At 66.9% G+C, this 18,629-nt stretch carries 20 protein-coding genes; 12 read left to right on the plus strand and 8 right to left on the minus strand.

Features of this window, described 5'->3' with window-relative positions; translation table 11 throughout:
- Positions 1-4: 4 nt before the first annotated feature.
- Positions 5-598 carry a TetR family transcriptional regulator gene (locus A5752_RS01055; protein ID WP_231983296.1) on the minus strand — a complete coding sequence of 198 codons (594 nt, stop codon included), beginning with the start codon at positions 596-598 and terminating at the stop codon, positions 5-7.
- 154 nt (positions 599-752) lie between these two features.
- Here A5752_RS01055 and A5752_RS01060 point away from each other — a divergent pair, with 154 nt between their 5' ends.
- The 5 genes from A5752_RS01060 (at position 753) to A5752_RS01080 (ending at position 5,566) form a co-directional block, all read left to right on the plus strand.
- Positions 753-2,219, plus strand: coding sequence for an aldehyde dehydrogenase (locus A5752_RS01060; RefSeq protein ID WP_067080987.1), 1,467 nt, complete (start codon positions 753-755; stop codon positions 2,217-2,219).
- Between the two features lie 84 nt (positions 2,220-2,303).
- Complete coding sequence (locus A5752_RS01065; RefSeq protein WP_067080713.1) at positions 2,304-3,056, plus strand: SDR family oxidoreductase; 753 nt, start codon at positions 2,304-2,306, stop codon at positions 3,054-3,056.
- On the plus strand, positions 3,053-3,904 hold the full coding sequence (locus A5752_RS01070; protein ID WP_067080716.1) for an NAD(P)-dependent oxidoreductase: 852 nt from the start codon (positions 3,053-3,055) through the stop codon (positions 3,902-3,904). Before A5752_RS01065 ends, A5752_RS01070 begins: the two co-directional genes overlap by 4 nt.
- A 5-nt stretch (positions 3,905-3,909) precedes the next feature.
- Positions 3,910-4,350, plus strand: a complete 441-nt coding sequence (locus A5752_RS01075) for a carboxymuconolactone decarboxylase family protein (RefSeq protein WP_067080719.1) — start codon at positions 3,910-3,912, stop codon at positions 4,348-4,350.
- On the plus strand, positions 4,340-5,566 hold the full coding sequence (locus A5752_RS01080; protein ID WP_067080722.1) for a hypothetical protein: 1,227 nt from the start codon (positions 4,340-4,342) through the stop codon (positions 5,564-5,566). Before A5752_RS01075 ends, A5752_RS01080 begins: the two co-directional genes overlap by 11 nt.
- Positions 5,567-5,578: 12 nt before the next feature.
- On the opposite strand, the gene A5752_RS01085 is transcribed toward A5752_RS01080, so the two are convergent.
- From A5752_RS01085 to A5752_RS27330, 4 genes are read right to left on the minus strand one after another with little or no spacing between them, the layout of a single operon-like run.
- Complete coding sequence (locus A5752_RS01085) at positions 5,579-6,073, minus strand: EspA/EspE family type VII secretion system effector (protein WP_067080725.1); 495 nt, start codon at positions 6,071-6,073, stop codon at positions 5,579-5,581.
- A 52-nt stretch (positions 6,074-6,125) separates the two neighbouring features.
- Positions 6,126-6,734 carry a TetR/AcrR family transcriptional regulator gene (locus tag A5752_RS01090; protein WP_067080728.1) on the minus strand — a complete coding sequence of 203 codons (609 nt, stop codon included), beginning with the start codon at positions 6,732-6,734 and terminating at the stop codon, positions 6,126-6,128.
- A gap of 26 nt (positions 6,735-6,760) precedes the next feature.
- On the minus strand, positions 6,761-7,990 hold the full coding sequence (locus A5752_RS01095) for a cytochrome P450 (RefSeq protein ID WP_067080990.1): 1,230 nt from the start codon (positions 7,988-7,990) through the stop codon (positions 6,761-6,763).
- 52 nt (positions 7,991-8,042) lie between these two features.
- On the minus strand, positions 8,043-8,201 hold the full coding sequence (locus A5752_RS27330; RefSeq protein ID WP_156613500.1) for a DoxX family protein: 159 nt from the start codon (positions 8,199-8,201) through the stop codon (positions 8,043-8,045).
- 38 nt (positions 8,202-8,239) lie between these two features.
- Between A5752_RS27330 and purD the strand changes: the two genes are divergently transcribed.
- The gene (purD, locus tag A5752_RS01100; protein WP_067080730.1) at positions 8,240-9,508 is read left to right on the plus strand and encodes a phosphoribosylamine--glycine ligase; all 1,269 of its coding nucleotides are present in this window, start codon (positions 8,240-8,242) and stop codon (positions 9,506-9,508) included.
- On the opposite strand, the gene A5752_RS01105 is transcribed toward purD, so the two are convergent.
- Complete coding sequence (locus A5752_RS01105; RefSeq protein WP_197500516.1) at positions 9,505-10,329, minus strand: alpha/beta hydrolase; 825 nt, start codon at positions 10,327-10,329, stop codon at positions 9,505-9,507. The genes purD and A5752_RS01105 overlap by 4 nt on opposite strands.
- 125 nt (positions 10,330-10,454) lie before the next feature.
- Between A5752_RS01105 and A5752_RS01110 the strand changes: the two genes are divergently transcribed.
- Both A5752_RS01110 and A5752_RS01115 read left to right on the plus strand, forming a co-directional pair.
- Positions 10,455-11,084 (plus strand): TetR/AcrR family transcriptional regulator, encoded by a 630-nt coding sequence (locus tag A5752_RS01110; RefSeq protein WP_067080734.1) that lies wholly within the window; start codon positions 10,455-10,457, stop codon positions 11,082-11,084.
- A gap of 113 nt (positions 11,085-11,197) precedes the next feature.
- Positions 11,198-12,616, plus strand: coding sequence for an APC family permease (locus A5752_RS01115; protein ID WP_067080993.1), 1,419 nt, complete (start codon positions 11,198-11,200; stop codon positions 12,614-12,616).
- On the opposite strand, the gene A5752_RS01120 is transcribed toward A5752_RS01115, so the two are convergent.
- Complete coding sequence (locus A5752_RS01120) at positions 12,617-13,480, minus strand: DUF429 domain-containing protein (RefSeq protein ID WP_067080737.1); 864 nt, start codon at positions 13,478-13,480, stop codon at positions 12,617-12,619.
- Positions 13,481-13,520: 40 nt separating this feature from the next.
- Between A5752_RS01120 and purB the strand changes: the two genes are divergently transcribed.
- The 4 genes from purB to A5752_RS01140 are packed head-to-tail and all read left to right on the plus strand — an operon-like array spanning position 13,521 to position 17,700.
- Positions 13,521-14,939: an adenylosuccinate lyase gene (gene purB / locus A5752_RS01125; RefSeq protein WP_067080739.1), complete on the plus strand. Its 1,419-nt coding sequence runs from the start codon at positions 13,521-13,523 to the stop codon at positions 14,937-14,939.
- A complete protein-coding gene (locus A5752_RS01130; RefSeq protein WP_067080742.1) occupies positions 14,936-16,162 on the plus strand; it encodes a cytochrome P450 in 1,227 nt (408 codons plus the stop codon). Before purB ends, A5752_RS01130 begins: the two co-directional genes overlap by 4 nt.
- 10 nt (positions 16,163-16,172) lie before the next feature.
- Positions 16,173-17,135 (plus strand): tellurite resistance/C4-dicarboxylate transporter family protein, encoded by a 963-nt coding sequence (locus A5752_RS01135; protein ID WP_286159377.1) that lies wholly within the window; start codon positions 16,173-16,175, stop codon positions 17,133-17,135.
- A complete protein-coding gene (locus A5752_RS01140) occupies positions 17,122-17,700 on the plus strand; it encodes a DUF1707 SHOCT-like domain-containing protein (protein ID WP_067080745.1) in 579 nt (192 codons plus the stop codon). Before A5752_RS01135 ends, A5752_RS01140 begins: the two co-directional genes overlap by 14 nt.
- Here the strand turns inward: A5752_RS01140 and A5752_RS01145 are convergent.
- On the minus strand, positions 17,611-18,561 hold the full coding sequence (locus tag A5752_RS01145; protein WP_082963687.1) for an endonuclease domain-containing protein: 951 nt from the start codon (positions 18,559-18,561) through the stop codon (positions 17,611-17,613). The two genes, A5752_RS01140 and A5752_RS01145, sit on opposite strands and share 90 nt — an antisense overlap.
- Between the last annotated feature and the right edge of the window lie 68 nt (positions 18,562-18,629).

The following is an 18,629-nucleotide window of genomic DNA, read 5'->3' on the forward strand; positions in this document are numbered from 1 at the left end:
TGGTTCATTGATCCTCTCCGAGGATGAGGCCGACGACATAGCTGAGCCGGTCGGCGATCTGGTGATAGGTGAAGACCCCGCTGCCCGCGTTGACCAGCGCTCCGAAGAACGTCATCTCCAACGCGGCCAAGGCGCGCGGGTCGGCCTCCGGACCCATGGCCGACCGGATACGGCGGTGGATCTCGGCGCCGATGCGGTCGCGCACCGCACGCACCGCCGCATCGCTGCTACTGAGAAGCGCGGTCGTGCACGCCGCGGCGACCTCCGGTTCGTCGGCGACCATCAGCGCCATGGCGCGCAACGTCTTCTCGACGCGGGCGACCCTGCTCTCGTTCACGTCGGTGAAGTACGGGACCTGACGCATCAGGTCCAGGTACACCTCGGCGATCAGATGGTTCTTCGACGAGAAGTAGGTGTACGCGGTGGCGGGCGCGACCTTGGCTCTGGCGGCCACGGCACGCACGGTCAGATCGGCATACGAGGACTCGCGCAGCATCTCCACGCCGGCGCCGAGCACCTTGCGGAACGTCTCCTCCTGACGGCGGTTCCGCGGTGTCTCGCCGGTACTGGCAGGCGCCGAGCCTGTGACCGCAACCACGGGTTCGCTGGACACCTGTCCAAGTTATCGGACCATCGTCACGATCCGCAAGTACGCAGCTAGAAAAGCCTATGCTTGCCAGTCGCCATACCGGGGGACTATCGTTCGGTCCATCAATCCGGACAGTTGTCCAGCAATGGTGAACGGAGACGGCATGGCGGTGCTGGCGAATCGGGAAAGTCTGCTGCTGATCGACGGCAAGCTCGTCGCGGGCGGCGGCGGGTCGTTCGAGACCGTCAACCCCGCGACCGAGGAAGTGCTCGGCGTCGCGGCCGACGCCACAGCCGACGACATGGGCCGCGCGATCGACGCGGCCCGCCGGGCGTTCGACGAAACCGACTGGTCGACCAACACGGAGCTGCGGGTGCGTTGCCTGCGCCAGCTGCAAGCGGTGCTCAAGGAACACATCGAAGAGTTGCGCGACATCACGATCGCGGAGGTCGGCGCGCCCCGGATGTTGACATCGGCGGCGCAGCTGGAGGGGCCGGTCGAGGATCTGAGCTTCTGCGCCGACACCGCCGAGTCCTACCAGTGGATCACTGATCTGGGGGAAGCGTCGCCGATGGGCATCAAGACCCGTCGCCGCCTCGCCCGTGAGGCAGTCGGTGTCGTCGGCGCCATCACACCGTGGAACTTCCCGCACCAGATCAACCTGGCCAAGCTCGGCCCGGCGTTGGCCGCGGGCAACACCATCGTGCTCAAGCCGGCGCCGGACACCCCGTGGTGCGCGGCCGCCGTTGGGGAGCTGATCGCCGAGCACACCGACATCCCGCCGGGTGTGGTCAACATCATCACCTCCAGCGACCACGGGGTCGGCGCTCTGTTGTCGAAAGACCCTCGGGTGGACATGGTTTCGTTCACCGGGTCGACGGCCACGGGGCGCGGTGTGATGGCCGACGGTGCCGCCACGATCAAGAAGGTGTTCCTCGAACTCGGCGGCAAGTCGGCGTTTCTGGTGCTTGACGACGCCGATCTCGCCGGTGCCTGTTCGATGTCGGCGTTCACCGCGTCGATGCACGCGGGGCAGGGCTGCGCCATCACCACCCGACTGGTGGTGCCGCGCGCCCGCTACGACGAGGCGGTCGAGGCCGCTGCGGCGACGATGGGCGGGTTGAGGCCGGGCGATCCCCAGGACGCCGGAACCATCTGTGGCCCACTCATTTCCGCCCGCCAGCGCGACCGTGTCCAGGGTTACCTCGACTCGGCGATCGATGAGGGTGGCAAGTTCGCCGTCGGTGGCGGCAGGCCGGCCGACCGTGACGCGGGATTCTTCATCGAACCCACTGTGATCGCGGGACTCGACAACAGAGCCAAGGTTTCTCGTGAGGAGATCTTCGGGCCGGTGCTGACGGTGATCGCTCACGACGGCGACGACGACGCCGTCCGCATCGCCAACGATTCGGCCTACGGTCTTTCCGGCACCGTGTTTTCGGCCGACGAAGAACGCGCGAACCGGGTCGCGGCGCGGATGCGCGTCGGCACCGTCAACATCAACGGCGGCGTCTGGTACTCGGCGGACATGCCCTTCGGCGGATACAGGCAGTCCGGAATCGGTCGGGAGATGGGGTTGGCCGGATTCGAGGAATACCTGGAGATCAAGGCGATCGCCACTGCGGTTTGACCCCGCGAACGTTGGACTACCAGCACGCGGAAGTCCGGGAAAACGTGCATCGATGCCACGCTCGGCAGAGGAGAGGATAGGTATATGGGGCAGTTCAACGACAAGGTGGCGATCGTCACCGGCGCCGGCGGCGGCATCGGACAGGCGTACGCCGAGGCGTTGGCCCGCGAGGGCGCCGCCGTGGTGGTCGCCGACATCAACACCGAGGGTGCGCAGAAGGTTGCCGACGGAATCAAGGGTGAGGGCGGTAACGCGCTTGCCGTGCGCGTCGACGTATCCGACCCCGAATCGGCCAAGGAGATGGCGGCGCAGACGCTTTCGGAGTTCGGGGGCATCGACTACCTGGTGAACAACGCCGCGATCTTCGGCGGCATGAAGCTCGACTTCCTGATCACCGTTGACTGGGATTATTACAAGAAGTTCATGAGCGTGAACATGGACGGCGCCTTGGTCTGCACCCGAGCGGTGTACAAGAAGATGGCCAAGCGCGGCGGCGGGGCCATCGTCAATCAGTCCTCGACCGCGGCGTGGCTGTACTCGAACTTCTACGGCCTGGCCAAAGTCGGCGTCAACGGGTTGACCCAGCAGTTGGCCACCGAGCTGGGCGGGCAGAACATCAGGGTCAACGCCATCGCACCAGGGCCGATCGACACCGAGGCCAACCGGACCACCACTCCTCAGGAGATGGTCGCCGACATCGTGAAGGGAATTCCGTTGTCTCGCATGGGACAGCCGGAGGACCTGGTCGGCATGTGCCTGTTCCTGCTGTCCGATCAGGCGAAGTGGATCACCGGCCAGATCTTCAACGTCGACGGCGGACAGATCATTCGGTCATGAGTGAACAAACCAAGCTCGGCTACATCGGCCTCGGCAACCAAGGCGCTCCGATGGCCAAGCGACTCGTCGACTGGCCCGGTGGGCTGATGGTGTTCGACGTTCGGACCGAGGCCATGACTCCGCTCGCAGAAATCGGCGCGACACTCGCCGACAGCGTCGCCGACGTCGCAGCCGCCGACATCATCAGCGTGACCGTGCTCAACGACGAGCAGGTCCGCGACGTCGTCGGTCGGCTCGCCGAACACGCCAAACCAGGTACCGTCGTCGCGATCCACTCGACCATCGAGCCCGGCACGGCACCGGAGCTGGCAGACCAATTGCGCCCGAGGGGTATTCACATCGTCGACGCGCCGGTGAGCGGTGGCGCAGGAGCGGCCGACAAGGGTGAGCTGGCCGTGATGGTCGGCGCCGACGACGAGGCGTACGCCGCGGTCAAGCCCGTCTTCAAACAGTGGGCCTCGTTGGTGGTCCGCGCGGGCGAGCCCGGCGCGGGCACCCGGATGAAGCTGGCCCGGAACATGCTGACGTTCATCGGATTCGCCGCGGCCTGCGAGGCGCAGGTGCTCGCCGAGGCCGCGGGCATCGACCTGCAGAAGCTGGGACGCGTGGTGCGGCACAGTGATGCGCAGAGCGGTGGACCCGGTGCCATCATGTACCGCGACGACACCAAACCGCTCGCCCCGGACCACTTCCTGCACGACATGTTCATTCACACCCGTGGTCTCGGCGAGAAGGACCTGCGCTTGGCGCTCGAATTGGGCAAGGCCACCGACGTGGAACTTCCACTGGCCGAAGTCGCGCTGCGGAATCTCGCCGCCGGGCTCGGCGTGCCACACACGAAGGAGTGAGTCTGATGGACGAATTGCGTCGCAAGGGCCTCGAGAAGATGAACGAGGTCTACGGCTGGGAAATGCCGAACATCGAGGGCGACCCGTACTTCGACCTCACCGTCGACCACCTCTTCGGCACCATCTGGACACGTCCGGGCCTGTCCATGCGCGACAAGCGAATCATGACGCTGACCGCGGTGACCGCCGTGGGGAACTCCGACCTCGCCGAGATCCAGGCCAACGCCGCGCTCGCCAACGGCGAGATGACCGAGCAGGAGCTCAAGGAGATGGCGGTCTTCTTGACCCACTACCTCGGGTTCCCCTTGGGCTCGAAGCTGGACGGTGCGGTCAGCAAGGTCATCAAGAACCGCCAAAAGGGCAAAGGCGGGGACAAGAAGGCGAACGTCAACGCCGCGGTGAAGATGCATTCCGGCGGAGCGGTGCACGACGAGCATGACAAGTAGGTACTCATCGCTGTCGCGTGAGCAGCTCTCGGTCTTGGTGCCCGAGCTGCTGCTGATCGGTCAGCTGATCGACCGCTCCGGAATGGCCTGGATCATCAGCAATTTCGGCCGTGAGGAGATGCTGCAGGTCGCGATCGAGGAGTGGATGGGCGCCAGCCCGATCTACACCAGGCGGATGCAGAAGGCCCTGAAGTACGAGGGCACCGACGTCATCACGATCTTCAAGGGCCTGCAGCTCGACATCGGGGCGCCACCGCAATTCATGGATTTCCGCTACACCGTCCACGACCGATGGCACGGCGAATTTCACCTCGACCACTGCGGCGCACTATTGGACGTGGAGCCGATGGGCGAAGAGTACGTGCGCGGCATGTGCCACGACATCGAGGACCCAACGTTCGACGCGACGGCCGTGGCGACCAACCGTCGAGCCCAGATCCGCCCGATCCACCGCCCGCCGCGCACACCTGCCGACCGGCAGCCGCATTGCGCGTGGACCGTGATCATCGACGAGTCGTATCCCGAGGTGGAGGACCACCCGGTGCTCGAGGTCGTCGCCCGCACACGTGCCGCCAGAACCGAACTCAACCCCATCGACACCGGCGACGAGGGGGAGTCGGACTACTCCGGTCCGTTGGTCTCGGACTTCGACTTCGGCGCGTTCTCACATTCGGCGCTGGTACGCATCGCCGACGAGGTGTGTCTGCAGATGCACCTGCTCAACCTGTCGTATGTGATCGCTGTCGGCAAGCGGGCCGGTACGAACACCGAACTGGCGACCGAGATCTGCACCAAACAATTGATCGGGCTGGCCGGTATCGCGGCCGAACGCATCCACCGCGCGCTGAACTTGCCCGGCGGAATCGAGGGCGCGGTGCGCACGCTCGAGTTGCATCCGATGCTCAACCCCGCCGCCTACGTCGACGCCGAATTCGGTCCGGACACCGTGCATCTCCGGCGTTCAGCCGCGCACGAGGACGGAGCGTGGGTCTCGTTGGTGTCGCCGCACGAACGGCGCCCGCTGCAGGCGATCGTCGCCGCGGTGGACAAGCACCTCGATGTCGAGGTGAGCGGTGCCGCGCAGGAGTGGACCGCACGCGTCGTCGAGACAGAGACCGAGGCCGAGGAGTTCTCCGAGGTGTCGGTTGTCAGGGTCAGCGGCGGATCGACCTGGGAGTTCGAAAACCGCAAATCGCTGCCGTTGACGGTGCTCTGACCGCACGACCGCTCAGGGCCGGCCCAGCTCCTCGTACTCTGCGCCGAGTGCGCGCATCCGGGCCGCGATGGCCTCCAGGTCGCGATGGCAGCGTTCGATGATCTCGGCGACCTCGCCGGCGCCCTTGCTGACCACCGGCCACAGCATCCGTTCGCCTTCCAGGGTCGCAGGCACCGTCGCCGCGGCATCGACGACCCACTGCCGTACGGCGTCGAGCTCACGGCGGCCGGCCCGCACCACGTCCGCCGACCGGTCCACTTCCGCCGCGAGTCGGCGGTCCAACTCGGCCATCGCGCCGAGAGTCCTTGCCTGGCGCGCGTTTTGGTCGCGATAACCCTCGGCGCCCGCGCCCGTCCAATCCGATCCCGGCCCCGCCGCCTCCACTTCAGCGCGGAGGGACTCCAACAGGGCGCTGCTGTCCAGTCCGCCGCCGTCTTGCGGGGTGCCCTCGCCGAACGTGGCGCGGGCCCGCGACCACGTCGAGAGGAAGACGTCGACGACACTCACGACGGTGAGTTTACGGGCCGGCCGACGGCCGACTGAGCACCAATTCTGCTCCTCAGCGGGCCGTCGTGGGTGCCGCCACGGAGGCGCCGACCCAGCGCCGCAGATAGTCGCGCAGTTCGGCACCGTGACGCGGCGGACGTCCCGGGTCGATGATGAACGACTGAATGATCCGCAACAGGTGCTCAGCCAACTCGTCGAGGTCGTCGTCGGTGAAGCCCAAGGCGGACCAATCCACGTCGAAGCGCCGCAGCATCGAGTTGGCGAACTCCAGGGCGATGTCCGAGGTGACCGTCTGGCTGAAAGCGCTGGCCCGCGCGGGCATCAGCAGCAGGCCGATGTGCTTGTCCCGTGGCAGCCATTCGAGCGCGGTGGCGATGCCCTCGGCGACCGCCTCCTGTGGGTCGCTCAGCCCCTGCAGATGATCGGCCAACCGGTCCAGAAAGCCGGTCGCCGCACGCTGCGCCGACGCCTGCAGCAGCGCGTCGGTGCTGGGAAAGTACCGGTAGACGGTCTGCCGGGTGACTCCGAGCGTGCGTGCGACGTCGGTGATGGAGAACTCCGCACCGCGGGCGTCGATCGCCTTGCCCGCGGCGTCGAGGATGCGGGCGACCGCCTCCTCATCCGTCGACGGCGCCGAGCCCGACCAGCCGTGGGTGCGCACGGCGAAATCCTACTCAGCCCGCCCGGTCAACCCGTGTAGGAGACCTGCAGGTCCTTGACGCCGTTGATCCAGCCCGACCGAAGGCGTTGTGGTTCACCGAGTTTGGTGATGTCGGGAATCTGGTCGGCGATCTCGTCGAAGATCAGTTTGATCTCCATGCGGGCCAGGTTCGCGCCGATGCAGTAGTGGGCGCCGTTGCCGCCGAATCCCAGATGGGGGTTGGGGTCGCGCAGGATGTCGAACCGGAAGGGCTGGTCGAACACCTCTTCGTCATAGTTGGCCGAGCTGTAGAACAGCCCCACCCGCTGCCCCTCGCGGATGGTGACGCCGCCGAGTTCGGTGTCGGCGAGCGCTGTCCGCTGGAAGCAGTGCACCGGGGTGGCCCAGCGCACGATCTCGTCGGCGGCGGTTGCCGGCCTGTCGCGCTTGAACAGCTCCCACTGATCCGGATTCTCGAAGAAGGCGTTCATGCCGTGGGTCATCGCATTGCGGGTCGTCTCATTCCCGGCGACCGCCAAGAGGATGACGAAGAACGCGAACTCCACATCGTCGAGCGACTCCCCGTCGATGTCGGCCTCGATGAGGCGGGTCACGATGTCGTCGGCCGGACAACGACGGCGCTCCTCGGCCATCGTGTAGGCGTACCCCATCAGTTCCGCATTGGCGGCGGTCGGATCGCTGTCGAAGTCGGGGTCGTCGGTGTTCATGATCGCGTTGGTCCAGTGAAACAACTTCTCGCGATCGGCCTCGGGCACGCCGATGAGATCGGCGATCGCCAAAAGCGGCAGGCGCATCGCGATGTCGTCGACGAAGTTGCCGCTGCCCTTTTGCCGTGCCGCGGCGACGATCTCACGCGCGGCGGTGGCCAGCCGTTCCTCGAGCGTCGCGATCGCCCGGGGGGTGAACAGGCGCGAGACCAGCTTGCGCAACCGGGTGTGCTCCGGCGCATCGTGGTTGATCAGTAGTGCCTTGGTGAGCTCGAGCTGTTCGGAGGTGACTCCCTCGGGTAGTCGCATCACCGCACCCTTGCGGTTGGTCGACCACAGCTCGCCGTTGCGCGAGATCGCCTTGATGTCCTCGTGGCGGCTGATCACCCAGTAGCCGCCGTCGTCGAAGATCGACTCTGGCTGCTCGTTCCACCACACCGGTGCGGTCTTGCGCAGCTGGGCGAACTCCGTGACGGGGATCCCGCGCAGTAGCACCTCGGGGTCGGTGAAGTCATATCCGTGTCCGAAGGGGCATGTGGCCTGGGTCATACACTCGACCATACAACGTCATGTCAAGTGTATGGCCTAACTATCGCCGCGGTCAGCGGCGGCGCGGCACGCCCGTGCTCCACAGCGCCCAGGCGACGAGCACCGGCTGAAAGAGCAGTCGCACGAACCGTTTGGTGTCGGTGTCCAACCCGAAGCCGTCGCGCTTGTTGACGTACTGGGCGATGTTGCCGGGGAACACAAGATCGGTCATCCGAACCAAGATCGGCTGTGCAGTTAGGGTGAGCAGTTGTGCGAGTCCTGGTAATCGGATCCGGTGCCCGTGAACACGCGTTGCTGCTAGCGCTGCGGCGTGACCCCGAGGTCGAGAGTCTGGCGATCGCGCCGGGCAATGCGGGTACCGCCGCGATCGCCGACCAGTACGACGTCGACATCACCTCGGGGGAGGCGGTCACCGACCTGGCCCGCAAGCTGGAGTCGGACCTCGTCGTGGTCGGACCGGAGGTGCCCTTGGTGCTCGGTGTCGCCGACGCCGTGCGCAGTGCCGGGATCGCGTGCTTCGGGCCGACCAAGGATGCGGCCCGAATCGAGGGGTCGAAGTCGTTCGCCAAGGATGTGATGACCGCCGCCGGTGTGCGCACCGCGAGAAGCGAGGTCGTCGACAACCCCGCACGCCTGGATGCCGCGCTCGACCGGTTCGGCCCGCCCGGCGGTGAATCCGCGTGGGTGGTCAAGGACGACGGCCTTGCCGCGGGCAAAGGCGTGGTGGTGACCACCGACCGCGCCGCCGCGCGGTCCCATGCCGCGGGGCTGCTCGACGCGGGACATCCCGTGCTGCTCGAGTCGTTCCTCGACGGACCCGAGGTGTCTCTGTTCTGCGTCGTCGACGGCGAGACCGTGGTGCCTCTCTTACCGGCGCAGGACTTCAAGCGGGTCGGTGACAACGACACCGGCCCCAACACCGGAGGCATGGGTGCCTACGCGCCGCTGCCGTGGCTGCCCGACGCCATCGTCACCCAGATCGTCGACGATGTGGTGAAACCCGTTGCCGCCGAACTCGTTGCGCGCGGCAGCTCGTTCTCGGGACTGCTGTACGCCGGGCTGGCCATCACGTCGCAGGGACCGGCGGTGGTCGAATTCAACTGCCGCTTCGGCGATCCGGAGACCCAGTCGGTGCTGGCGCTGCTGGAGACCCCGTTGGGACGGCTGCTGTATGCGGCCGCAACCAGCCGCCTCGCCGGCGAGCCCGCGCTGCAGTGGCGCGACGGCGCCGCGGTGACCGTCGTGCTGGCGGCGGAGAACTATCCGGGTCGTCCACGGGTCGGCGACGTGATCACCGGATCCGAGGCCGACGGCGTACTGCACGCGGGCACCAGCCGTCGCGACGACGGTGCCGTGGTCTCATCGGGCGGACGTGTGCTGTCCATCGTCGGCACCGGTGCCGATCTGTCCGCGGCACGCGACGCCGCGTACGAGCTGATCAAGTCGATTCGGCTGCCGGGCAGTCACTTTCGCAGTGACATCGCACTGGCCGCGGCGGAAGGTCGCATCGCTCTTTAGGCGGTCAGCAGCGGTGCCATCCAGGCCAGTTCGCCGGGGAGCTGCGAACTCCAGAAGCCGGCGTCGTGCCCACCGGGCGAGAACCCGCCTGCGGGAGGGTTCGGCAGCTGCGCGATGAACTCCTTCGTCGCCGAATAAAACGGGTCGCTGGTCCCGCAATCGATCCGGATCGGAATCGATCCCAGCGCGGGCAGCCCCCAGACACTGTTGGCCGCATAGTCTTCCGCGCTGTCGAATGCACCGGGCGCGGCGGCGCCGGAGGACGTCCACAGTGCCGGGCTGACCGCGCAGATCGCGGCGGTGCGGGCGGGCCCGAGCCGCGCCCCGAGCAGCAGCGCCCCGTAGCCGCCCATCGACCAGCCGAGGAAGCCGACGCGCGATGTGTCCAGGCCCTGCGCACCCAGCATCGGGATCAGCTCGTCGAGCACCATCGCGCCGGAGTCCTCGCCGCTGGCCCGCTCGTGCCAGTAACTTCCGCCGCCGTCGACTGCGACGACGGCGAAGGGCGGCAGGCCCGCGGCGACGGCCTCGGCCAGGCCCTGTTCCACGCCGCCGGCCATCACACCCGCGGCATCCTGCCCTTTGCCGTGCAGGGCGATGACCGGACGCAGCGGCGTGCTCTGCCCCGGCGGGCGCGCGATCGCCCAGTTGGTCGTCTGCCCTCCCCGTGCCGCGGAGACGAACGACCCGTCGACGTAAGTGGGTGCCGCGGGTGCGGCAGGAACCGGCGGTGCCATCCGCAGCGCTGCCGCACCGGCCGCCGCGCCGACACCGAGGCGCAGAAGCGATCGGCGACTCAGCTCGGGCATGGCGGCCATGATGCCACCGGCGCTTCATCGCCGACGAGCGGCGGTCGCCCGCCGCACCAGGAACACCAGCCCCGACTTCTTGAGTAAAGCCTGACGATTAGCCGAAAGCGCGATGGGAGGGCCGCCCGACTGGCAGCATGCTAAAGGTGACGGCAGCGGTCACTCCCAAGGGAGAGCGTCGACGCTTTGCGCTGGTCAGCGCCGCTGCGGACCTGCTGTGCGAGGGCGGCTTCGACGCGGTCCGGCATCGCGCCGTGGCCCGCCGCGCCGGCCTCCCGCTGGCGTCGACGACGTACTACTTCTCCTCGCTCGACGATCTGATCGCCAAGGCCGTCGAATACGTCGGAGAGCGCGAAGCCGAGCAATTGCGCGCCAGGGTCGCGATGCTGTCGCGGCGCCGGCGAGGCGCGGAATCGACCGCCGACATCTTGGTCGATCTGTTGGTCGACGACGTGGCGGGGCAGCGGGTCAGCGAGCAATTGATCTCGCGCTACGAGCGATACATCGCGTGCGCACGCCACCCCGGGTTGCGCGAGATCCAACGGCAGATCATGCGACAGCGCACCGATGCGGTGGTCGAGGTCATCGAACGTTCGGGTCGCTCGGTGCGGGCCGAGTACCTCACCGCGTTGGTCAACGCCGTCGACGGCGCGGTGGTGGCGGCGCTCGTCGCCGAGGGTGACGGCCCTCGCGCAACAGCACGCGCGACCTTGATCGACGTGATAGACGTGTTGGCACCGATCGACGAGCGAGTGGCGCAGGTCTAAGTGCCACCAGGAGGGCACCGATGAGCGCTTGCGCGAAGAGCAAAGGGCACCGATGAGCGCTTGCGCGAAGAGCAAAGGGCACCGATGAGCGCTTGCGCGAAGAGCAAACGATGATGAGTACGCCGACCGACAAGCAGCCGGAGCTTCGGCGGGTCATGGGTCCGGGGTTGTTGCTGCTGTTCATCGTCGGCGACATCCTCGGCACCGGTGTCTATGCGCTGACGGGTCAGGTCGCCGGCGAGGTGGGCGGTGCCGCATGGCTGCCGTTCCTTCTCGCATTCGCCATCGCCACCATCACGGCCTTCTCGTATCTGGAGCTCGTCACCAAGTATCCGCAGGCGGCCGGGGCTGCGCTGTACGCGCACAAGGCTTTCGGGATCCAATTCTTCACCTTCCTCGTCGCCTTCGTGGTGATGTGCTCCGGCATCACGTCGGCGTCGACCGCGTCGCAAGCGTTCGCCGCCAACATGATCAAGGGTCTCGGCCTGGACTGGGGCAAGGCGGGTGTCGCCGTCATCGCACTGATCTTCATGGCCGTGTTGGCCGCGATCAACCTGCGCGGTGTGAGTGAGAGCGTCAAGCTCAACGTTGGCCTGACCATCATCGAGATCACCGGCCTGCTGCTGGTGATCTTCGTCGGTCTATGGGCCTTCACCCAGGGTGGTGACCACGACTTCTCCCGCATCGTGATGTTCGAAAGCGGCGAGGAGCGAAGCACATTCGTCGCGATCACCGCGGCGACGTCGCTCGCCTTCTTCGCCATGGTCGGCTTCGAGGACTCGGTGAACATGGCCGAGGAGACCAAGGACCCGGTCCGGATCTTCCCGAAGGTGTTGTTGACCGGGCTGAGCATCGCCGGACTCGTCTACATCCTGGTGTCGATCATCGCGGTGGCGCTGGTGCCGATCGGCGAGCTCAAGGCCAGCAGCACCCCATTGGTGAGCGTGGTCGAGGCCGCGGCGCCGGGGCTGCCGATCGACGAGCTGTTCCCGTTCATCACGATGTTCGCGGTGTCCAACACCGCGCTGATCAACATGCTGATGGCCAGCCGGCTGATCTACGGTATGGCGCGGCAGCGGGTGCTGCCGCCGGTTCTCGGCTCGGTGCACCGAACCCGCCATACCCCCTGGGTGGCAATTATTTTCACGACCGTGATCGCCTTCGGCCTGATCTTCTACGTGTCGGCCTTTGCGAGCAGCAAGGCGGTGTCGGTGCTCGGCGGCACCACGTCGCTTCTGCTGTTGGCCGTGTTCGCGATGGTCAACGTCGCGGTGCTGGTGCTGCGTCGCGACGTGCAGAAGGACGGTGCACATTTCCGGACGCCCACGTTCCTGCCCATCCTCGGTTTCATCACGTCGCTGTATCTGGTGACACCCCTGTCGGGCCGCCCGGGAACGCAGTATCTGCTCGCCGGAATCCTGCTCGTGATCGGTATCGTGCTGTTCCTCGTCACCATGCTGATCAACAAGCGACTCGGCATCACGGACGCCGGGATCACCGATCCGACTCAGCTGGCTCAGACGCCGGATTAGCTAGCCGCCGAGCTGTCGGCGTATCTCGGTGAGCTCGCGTTGCGCCCGCTCGATCAGAAGCTGAACCTGCTCCAAGCGCGGCAGCACGTCGCCGGGTCCGGGGGCCGTCACCTGGCGGCCGCGAGGTGCGGGTGTCAGCCCCGGCGGCAACGCGGGCGTGACGATGTAGCCGTCTTCGCGGTCGCCGTAGATCGTGACGTCCTCGCGTCGCCGTTCGAGGTACAGCGCGACGTACGCGCAGAGCACGGCGTCGACGGGATCCTCGCAGGCGTTCAGTTGGAAGGCCCGGGCGCCGGCCTCGATCCGCTTGCGGAGTTCGAGCCACGCCGGACTGCTCCGCACGCGAAGTCGCGGGTTGGCGTCGTTCAACCCCTCGATCAGCTCCACCATTTTGAGCAGTTCGTCCTTGCGTTTGACGACATCCTTGGCCCGCCGCTTGTACTTGAGCGTCTTGCCGAGTTTGAACAGCGCGATCGTCGCGGCATGCGGGTAGACCTCGATCGCGCGGCGGTCGGCGCGTGACTGCGGGTCGGTATCCAGGTACAGGCGCTCGCAGAGGACCTCGGCACGGGGCGGGTCGAAGAGCGGGTTGCCGGTGTTCGCGGGCTGCGCGGTCGCCTCGAACGGCGCGAAATCCCGGTTGTACAGCGTTTCCCCGAGCCGGTATCCGGTCGGGTTCCTGACGATGAGTGGTGCGTCGATGGCGACGACGCAGGGGCCGTCGACATACTGCGCGACGGCCGCCGCGATCTCGTCGTCGCTGACCGCCGTGCCGACCTGCACGAGCCGGCCGTCGCCGTCCAGAACGGCCACACCGGTTTGGTTTCCTTCCGCCCAGGCGAGATCGAGCCCAACGAAGTACATGGGACCAGCCTGCACTACCCGAGTCGTAAGCTGAGTGTTTGTGACGATCCCCAACGTGCTGGCCAATCGGTACGCCAGCGAGGAAATGGTGGCGATCTGGTCACCGGAAGCCAAGGTCATCGCGGAGCGCAGGCTCTGGCTGGCGGTGCTGCGCGCCCAGGCGGAACTGGGGGTCGACGTGCCCGCCGGAGTGGTCGACGACTACGAGCGGGTGCTCGAGCAGGTCGACCTCGAGTCGATCGCGGCACGGGAACGCGTGCTGCGCCACGACGTCAAGGCGCGCATCGAGGAGTACAACGCGCTCGCGGGCCACGAACACGTGCACAAGGGCATGACCAGTCGCGACCTGACCGAGAACGTCGAACAGCTGCAGATCCGGCGGTCGCTCGAACTCGTGCACTCCCATGCGGTGGCGGTGGTGGCCCGGTTGGCCGAACGCGCGGTGCTGTATCGCGACCTGGTGATGGCGGGCCGCAGCCACAACGTCGCCGCGCAGGCCACCACGCTGGGTAAGCGGTTCGCCTCGGCGGCCGAAGAGCTGTTGATCGCGCTGCAGCGGCTGCGCTCGCTGATCGACCGCTACCCGCTGCGCGGTGTCAAGGGGCCGATGGGCACCGCCCAGGACATGCTGGACCTGTTCGACGGCGACGCGTCGCGGTTGGCCGAGCTCGAGCGGCGGGTGGCTGAATTCCTCGGTTTCACCGAGATTTTCACCAGCGTGGGGCAGGTGTATCCGCGCTCGCTGGACCACGACGTCGTCTCCGCGCTGGTGCAGGTCGGTGCGGGTCCGTCGTCGCTGGCACACACCATCCGGCTGATGGCGGGCCACGAACTGGTCACCGAGGGGTTCGCGCCCGGACAGGTGGGCTCGTCCGCGATGCCGCACAAGATGAACACCCGCTCGTGTGAGCGGGTGAACGGGTTGCAGGTGGTGCTGCGCGGCTACGGCTCGATGGCCGCCGAACTCGCTGGCGCGCAGTGGAACGAGGGCGACGTGTTTTGTTCGGTGGTGCGCCGCGTCGCGCTGCCGGACGCGTTCTTCGCCGTGGACGGGCAGATCGAGACGTTCCTGACCGTGCTCGACGAGTTCGGCGCCTACCCCGCGGTGATCCAGCGCGAACTCGACCGCTACCTGCCCTTCCTGGCGACAACGCGAATCCTCATCGCCGCGGTACGGGCCGGGGTGGGCCGCGAGACCGCGCACGAGGTGATCAAGGAACACGCCGTCGCGGTGGCGTTGGCGATGCGCGAAAAGGGCCAGGAGCCAGACCTTCTGGACAGGTTGGCCGCCGATTCCCGGCTCCCGCTCGACCGGCCCGCGCTCGATGCGGCGCTCGCCGACAAGCAGGCCTTCACCGGCGCGGCCGGTGATCAGGTGGACCGCGTGGTCGAAGCGGTCGACGAGTTGGTGAGCCGCTATCCCGAAGCGGCCAAATACACTTCGGGTGCCATCTTGTGACGCTGGCCGTCGACTTCACCGATCTGGACAACTTCGCGAACGGTTTTCCGCACGAACTGTTCGCGCTGCATCGGCGTGAGGCTCCGGTGTACTGGCATGAGCCGACCGAGCACACGCCCGACGGCGAGGGATTCTGGTCCGTGGCCACCTACGCCGAAACGCTTGCGGTGTTTCGTGATCCGGAGACCTTCTCGTCGGTGACGGGTGGGCCCCGGCCCTACGGTGGCACGCTGCTGCAGGATCTGGCGATCGCGGGTCAGGTACTCAACATGATGGACGACCCGCGGCATTCGCAGATCCGCCGGTTGGTCAGTTCGGGGCTCACACCGCGGATGATCCGCCGGGTCGAGGATGACTTGCGCGCGCGTGCGCGGCGCTTGTTGGATGCCGTCGAATCCGGGGTGCCCTTCGATTTCCTGGTCGACGTGGCGGCCGAGCTGCCGATGCAGATGATCTGCATCCTGTTGGGAGTTCCGGAGTCCGAACGACATTGGCTGTTTCAGGCGATCGAGCCACAGTTCGACTTCGGTGGTTCGCGGAAGGCCTCCGTCGGTCAGCTCACCGAGGAAGAGGCCGGTTCGCGGATGTATGCCTATGGCCAGGAGTTGATCGCGGCCAAACGTGCATCGCCGACGGACGATATGTTGTCGGTGGTCGCGAACGCATGCCTAGACGACACGGTGGGCGACGGTGCGCTGTCCGACCTGGAGCTCTACTTGTTCTTCAGCTTGTTGTTCAGTGCGGGTGCGGAGACGACGCGCAACGCGGTCGCCGGCGGGCTGCTGGCGTTGATCGAGAACCCGGATTCGCTGAGGGCTCTGCGCGACGACCCGAGGTTGTTGCCGTCGGCGATCGAGGAGATGGTGCGTTGGTCGTCACCGTCACCGTCCAAGCGGCGCACCGCGACTCGGGACGTGACGCTGGCGGGATGTCGGATCGAGGCCGGTCAGAAAGTCCAGATCTGGGAGGGTTCGGCCAACCGCGACGAGGCGGTGTTCGCCGATGCCGACGTGTTCGACATCGCCCGCAAACCGAATCCGCACCTCGGCTTCGGCCAGGGTGTGCACTACTGCCTCGGGGCCAACCTGGCGCGGCTCGAGCTGCGCGTGCTGTTCGAGGAGCTGCTGTCGCGGTTCTCCGATGCCCGGCTGGTCAAGCCCGTCGAGTGGACGCGCAGCAATCGGCACACCGGCATCCGGCATCTCGTCGTCGAGTTGCGGTGAGCGGCGGGCGGTGAGGCCCGACGCGTTCGCGTTCGTGATGGCGACCGGCATCGTGTCGATCGCCGCGGCCGAGCACGGCTACACCTACATCAGCGGCGCGCTGGCCGGGCTCGCCGTCCTCGGGCTGCTGGTTCTCGTTGTCGCAGGAGCGATCTCGTGGTCCCGGCAGCGCCTGGATCTTGCCGATACGGACGTCACGATCGGGCTGTTCACGTTTGTGGCGGCCTGCGCGGTGCTCGACAGCCGGCTGATGTCGATCACGGCGGTGTTGTGGACATTGGCCGTGCCGGCGGCGATGGTGTGGCTGGCGTTGGTGGTGCTGACGGCGCGCAACTTCGGCCGTCGGCCCTGGAAGCGGTTTCAGCAAAGGGCGCGGGGGGCGTGGGAACTGTGCAGCGTCGGCACCTCGGGTCTGGCGATCGTCGCGGTCGCGCTCGCTCACGACACGGGCTGGCATGCGCTGGTGACGGCCGGTGTGGCGATTTGGGTGGCGGCCCTTGTGCTATACGCCGTCATGACCACGCTGATCCTGGCGCGAGCCTTTTCGGCGCGGCTGGATCCCAGCGGGTTCGAGCCCGACGCCTGGATCTTGATGGGCGGGCTCGCGATCGCCACGCTGGCCGGTGATCACATCCATCGTGCCGGCATCGACGTTCGTGCGGCGACGATCACGACGTGGTGCCTGGCGTCGCTGTGGATTCCGCCGCTTGTGTACTTCGGTGTTCGTCACATCGGACGGGCGGAGGCACGGCGTTTCGCCGGAGTGTGGTGGGCGATGGTGTTCCCGCTGGGCATGTATTCGGCGGCTACTCACGCCATGGCGATCGAGACCGGATGGCTTGCACTGCCCACGATTTCGCAGGTCTTCTTTTGGATCGCGTTTGCTGCGTGGGTGGTTGTGGCGATCGGGGCGGTATTGCGGTTGAGGACCGTCGGGCTACGCCACCTACTCTCGGAGCATGGACACCGATGACGCGAATGTGCGGGTTTCGGACGTCGACCGCGAGCACGTGAGGCAGCTGCTCGAACGTGCGGCCGGCCAGGGCATGCTCACGCTCGACGAGTTCAGCGAGCGGTTCGACGTCGTGCTGGCCGCGCGCACCCGTGGCGAGTTGCGCCAGGTGTTGGCCGACCTACCGTCGACGGATGCGCTGCAACCGGTGGCGGCCGGCGGCACCGAACCGATGCGCGGCCGGATGTCGTCGATTTCGAGGCGGGGACCGTGGACGGTGCCGTCGCGCATCGAGCTGAACACCCGGATGTGCGACACGACGCTCGACTTCACGTCGGCGAAGCTGCAGGTGTCCACCGTCGTGCTGGACATCGACGACTACTTCAGCTCGACGGAACTGATCCTGCCCGACGGCGCGACCGCCGACCTCACCGGCGTCGAGACGTTCGCGGGCAGCACCACGCTGAAGGTGCCGCACGGTCCGGCGTCGGATCGCCTACACCTCGTGGTGCGCGGCCGGGTGCGGTTCGGGTCGGTGACGGCGCGGTATCCGTTCGGCCATACCCTGCGTCGCATGCTCGGATGACGGACTCTGGCCCGTCGCGGCGGAGATCTCGGCGATCACCCGCTGCGGATACGCCGTCAGGTCAAGCCAGGTGAAGCGCAACACCTTCCAGCCGTGCAAGGCGATGACGTTCTGACGGTTGCGGTCGATTTGGAACACGGCGCTGTCGGTGTGAAACGCCCAGCCGTCGACCTCGATCGCGACCTTCGCTGCCAGGAAGGCGACGTCGACCCTGTAGCCGGCGACGGGATGGTTGGTCTTCCAGCCGGTGAACCCGGCATCGCGCAGGAGCTTGACGAGGAGCCGCTCGGCCTCGGAACGCGCACCGTCCTGGGCGGCGCGCAGGAGTCGCCGTGCGGCGGGTGAACCATGTCGGCCCTTGTTCCGCAGATGTACCCGCCACAGTTGGGCGAGTTCGACGTGACGCTGCAGAGCGGTGTCCATCAGCTTCGGCCCGCCACCGCGCCGGACCGCGGCTTCGACCACCGTCAGCGGCAACGCGGTGACCCGCAGCCCATCGCGCTCGACGACGTCGCGGGGCGACAGGTCCCGCCTTCGCAACCGCGTGCCGGTACGTCGTCGGCCATTGCTTGACTTGGGCACCGTCACCTCGACGACGTCCGGTGCAAACTTCGACACTCGGTGCCACCACGCTGCGGCGAGACCACTGGCGCAGGCGCGGTCGCCATAACCCCATACCGCGGCTCGGATGCGCGCGGCATCGTTGAATGGTCGGTCATCGGCGAAATAGACGCCAGGGCCGCAGCGACGCCAGCGTCCGGACCGGGCGCGTCGGCGGACGGACTGGTCGCTCAGGCCGATTTCACGCGCCTGCGCGAGAGTGATGACGCCGTCGTGATCGCGTAGCAGATCATCGAGCACTTCAATTAGACGTTCGTGACCGTCCGGTCGGCTCCCCGCCCTGCGATTTGTGAGTGAAATCGTTCGGT

The organism is Mycobacterium sp. 852002-51961_SCH5331710 (assembly GCF_001665535.1).
In the GTDB taxonomy this organism is placed as follows: Bacteria; Actinomycetota; Actinomycetes; order Mycobacteriales; family Mycobacteriaceae; genus Mycobacterium.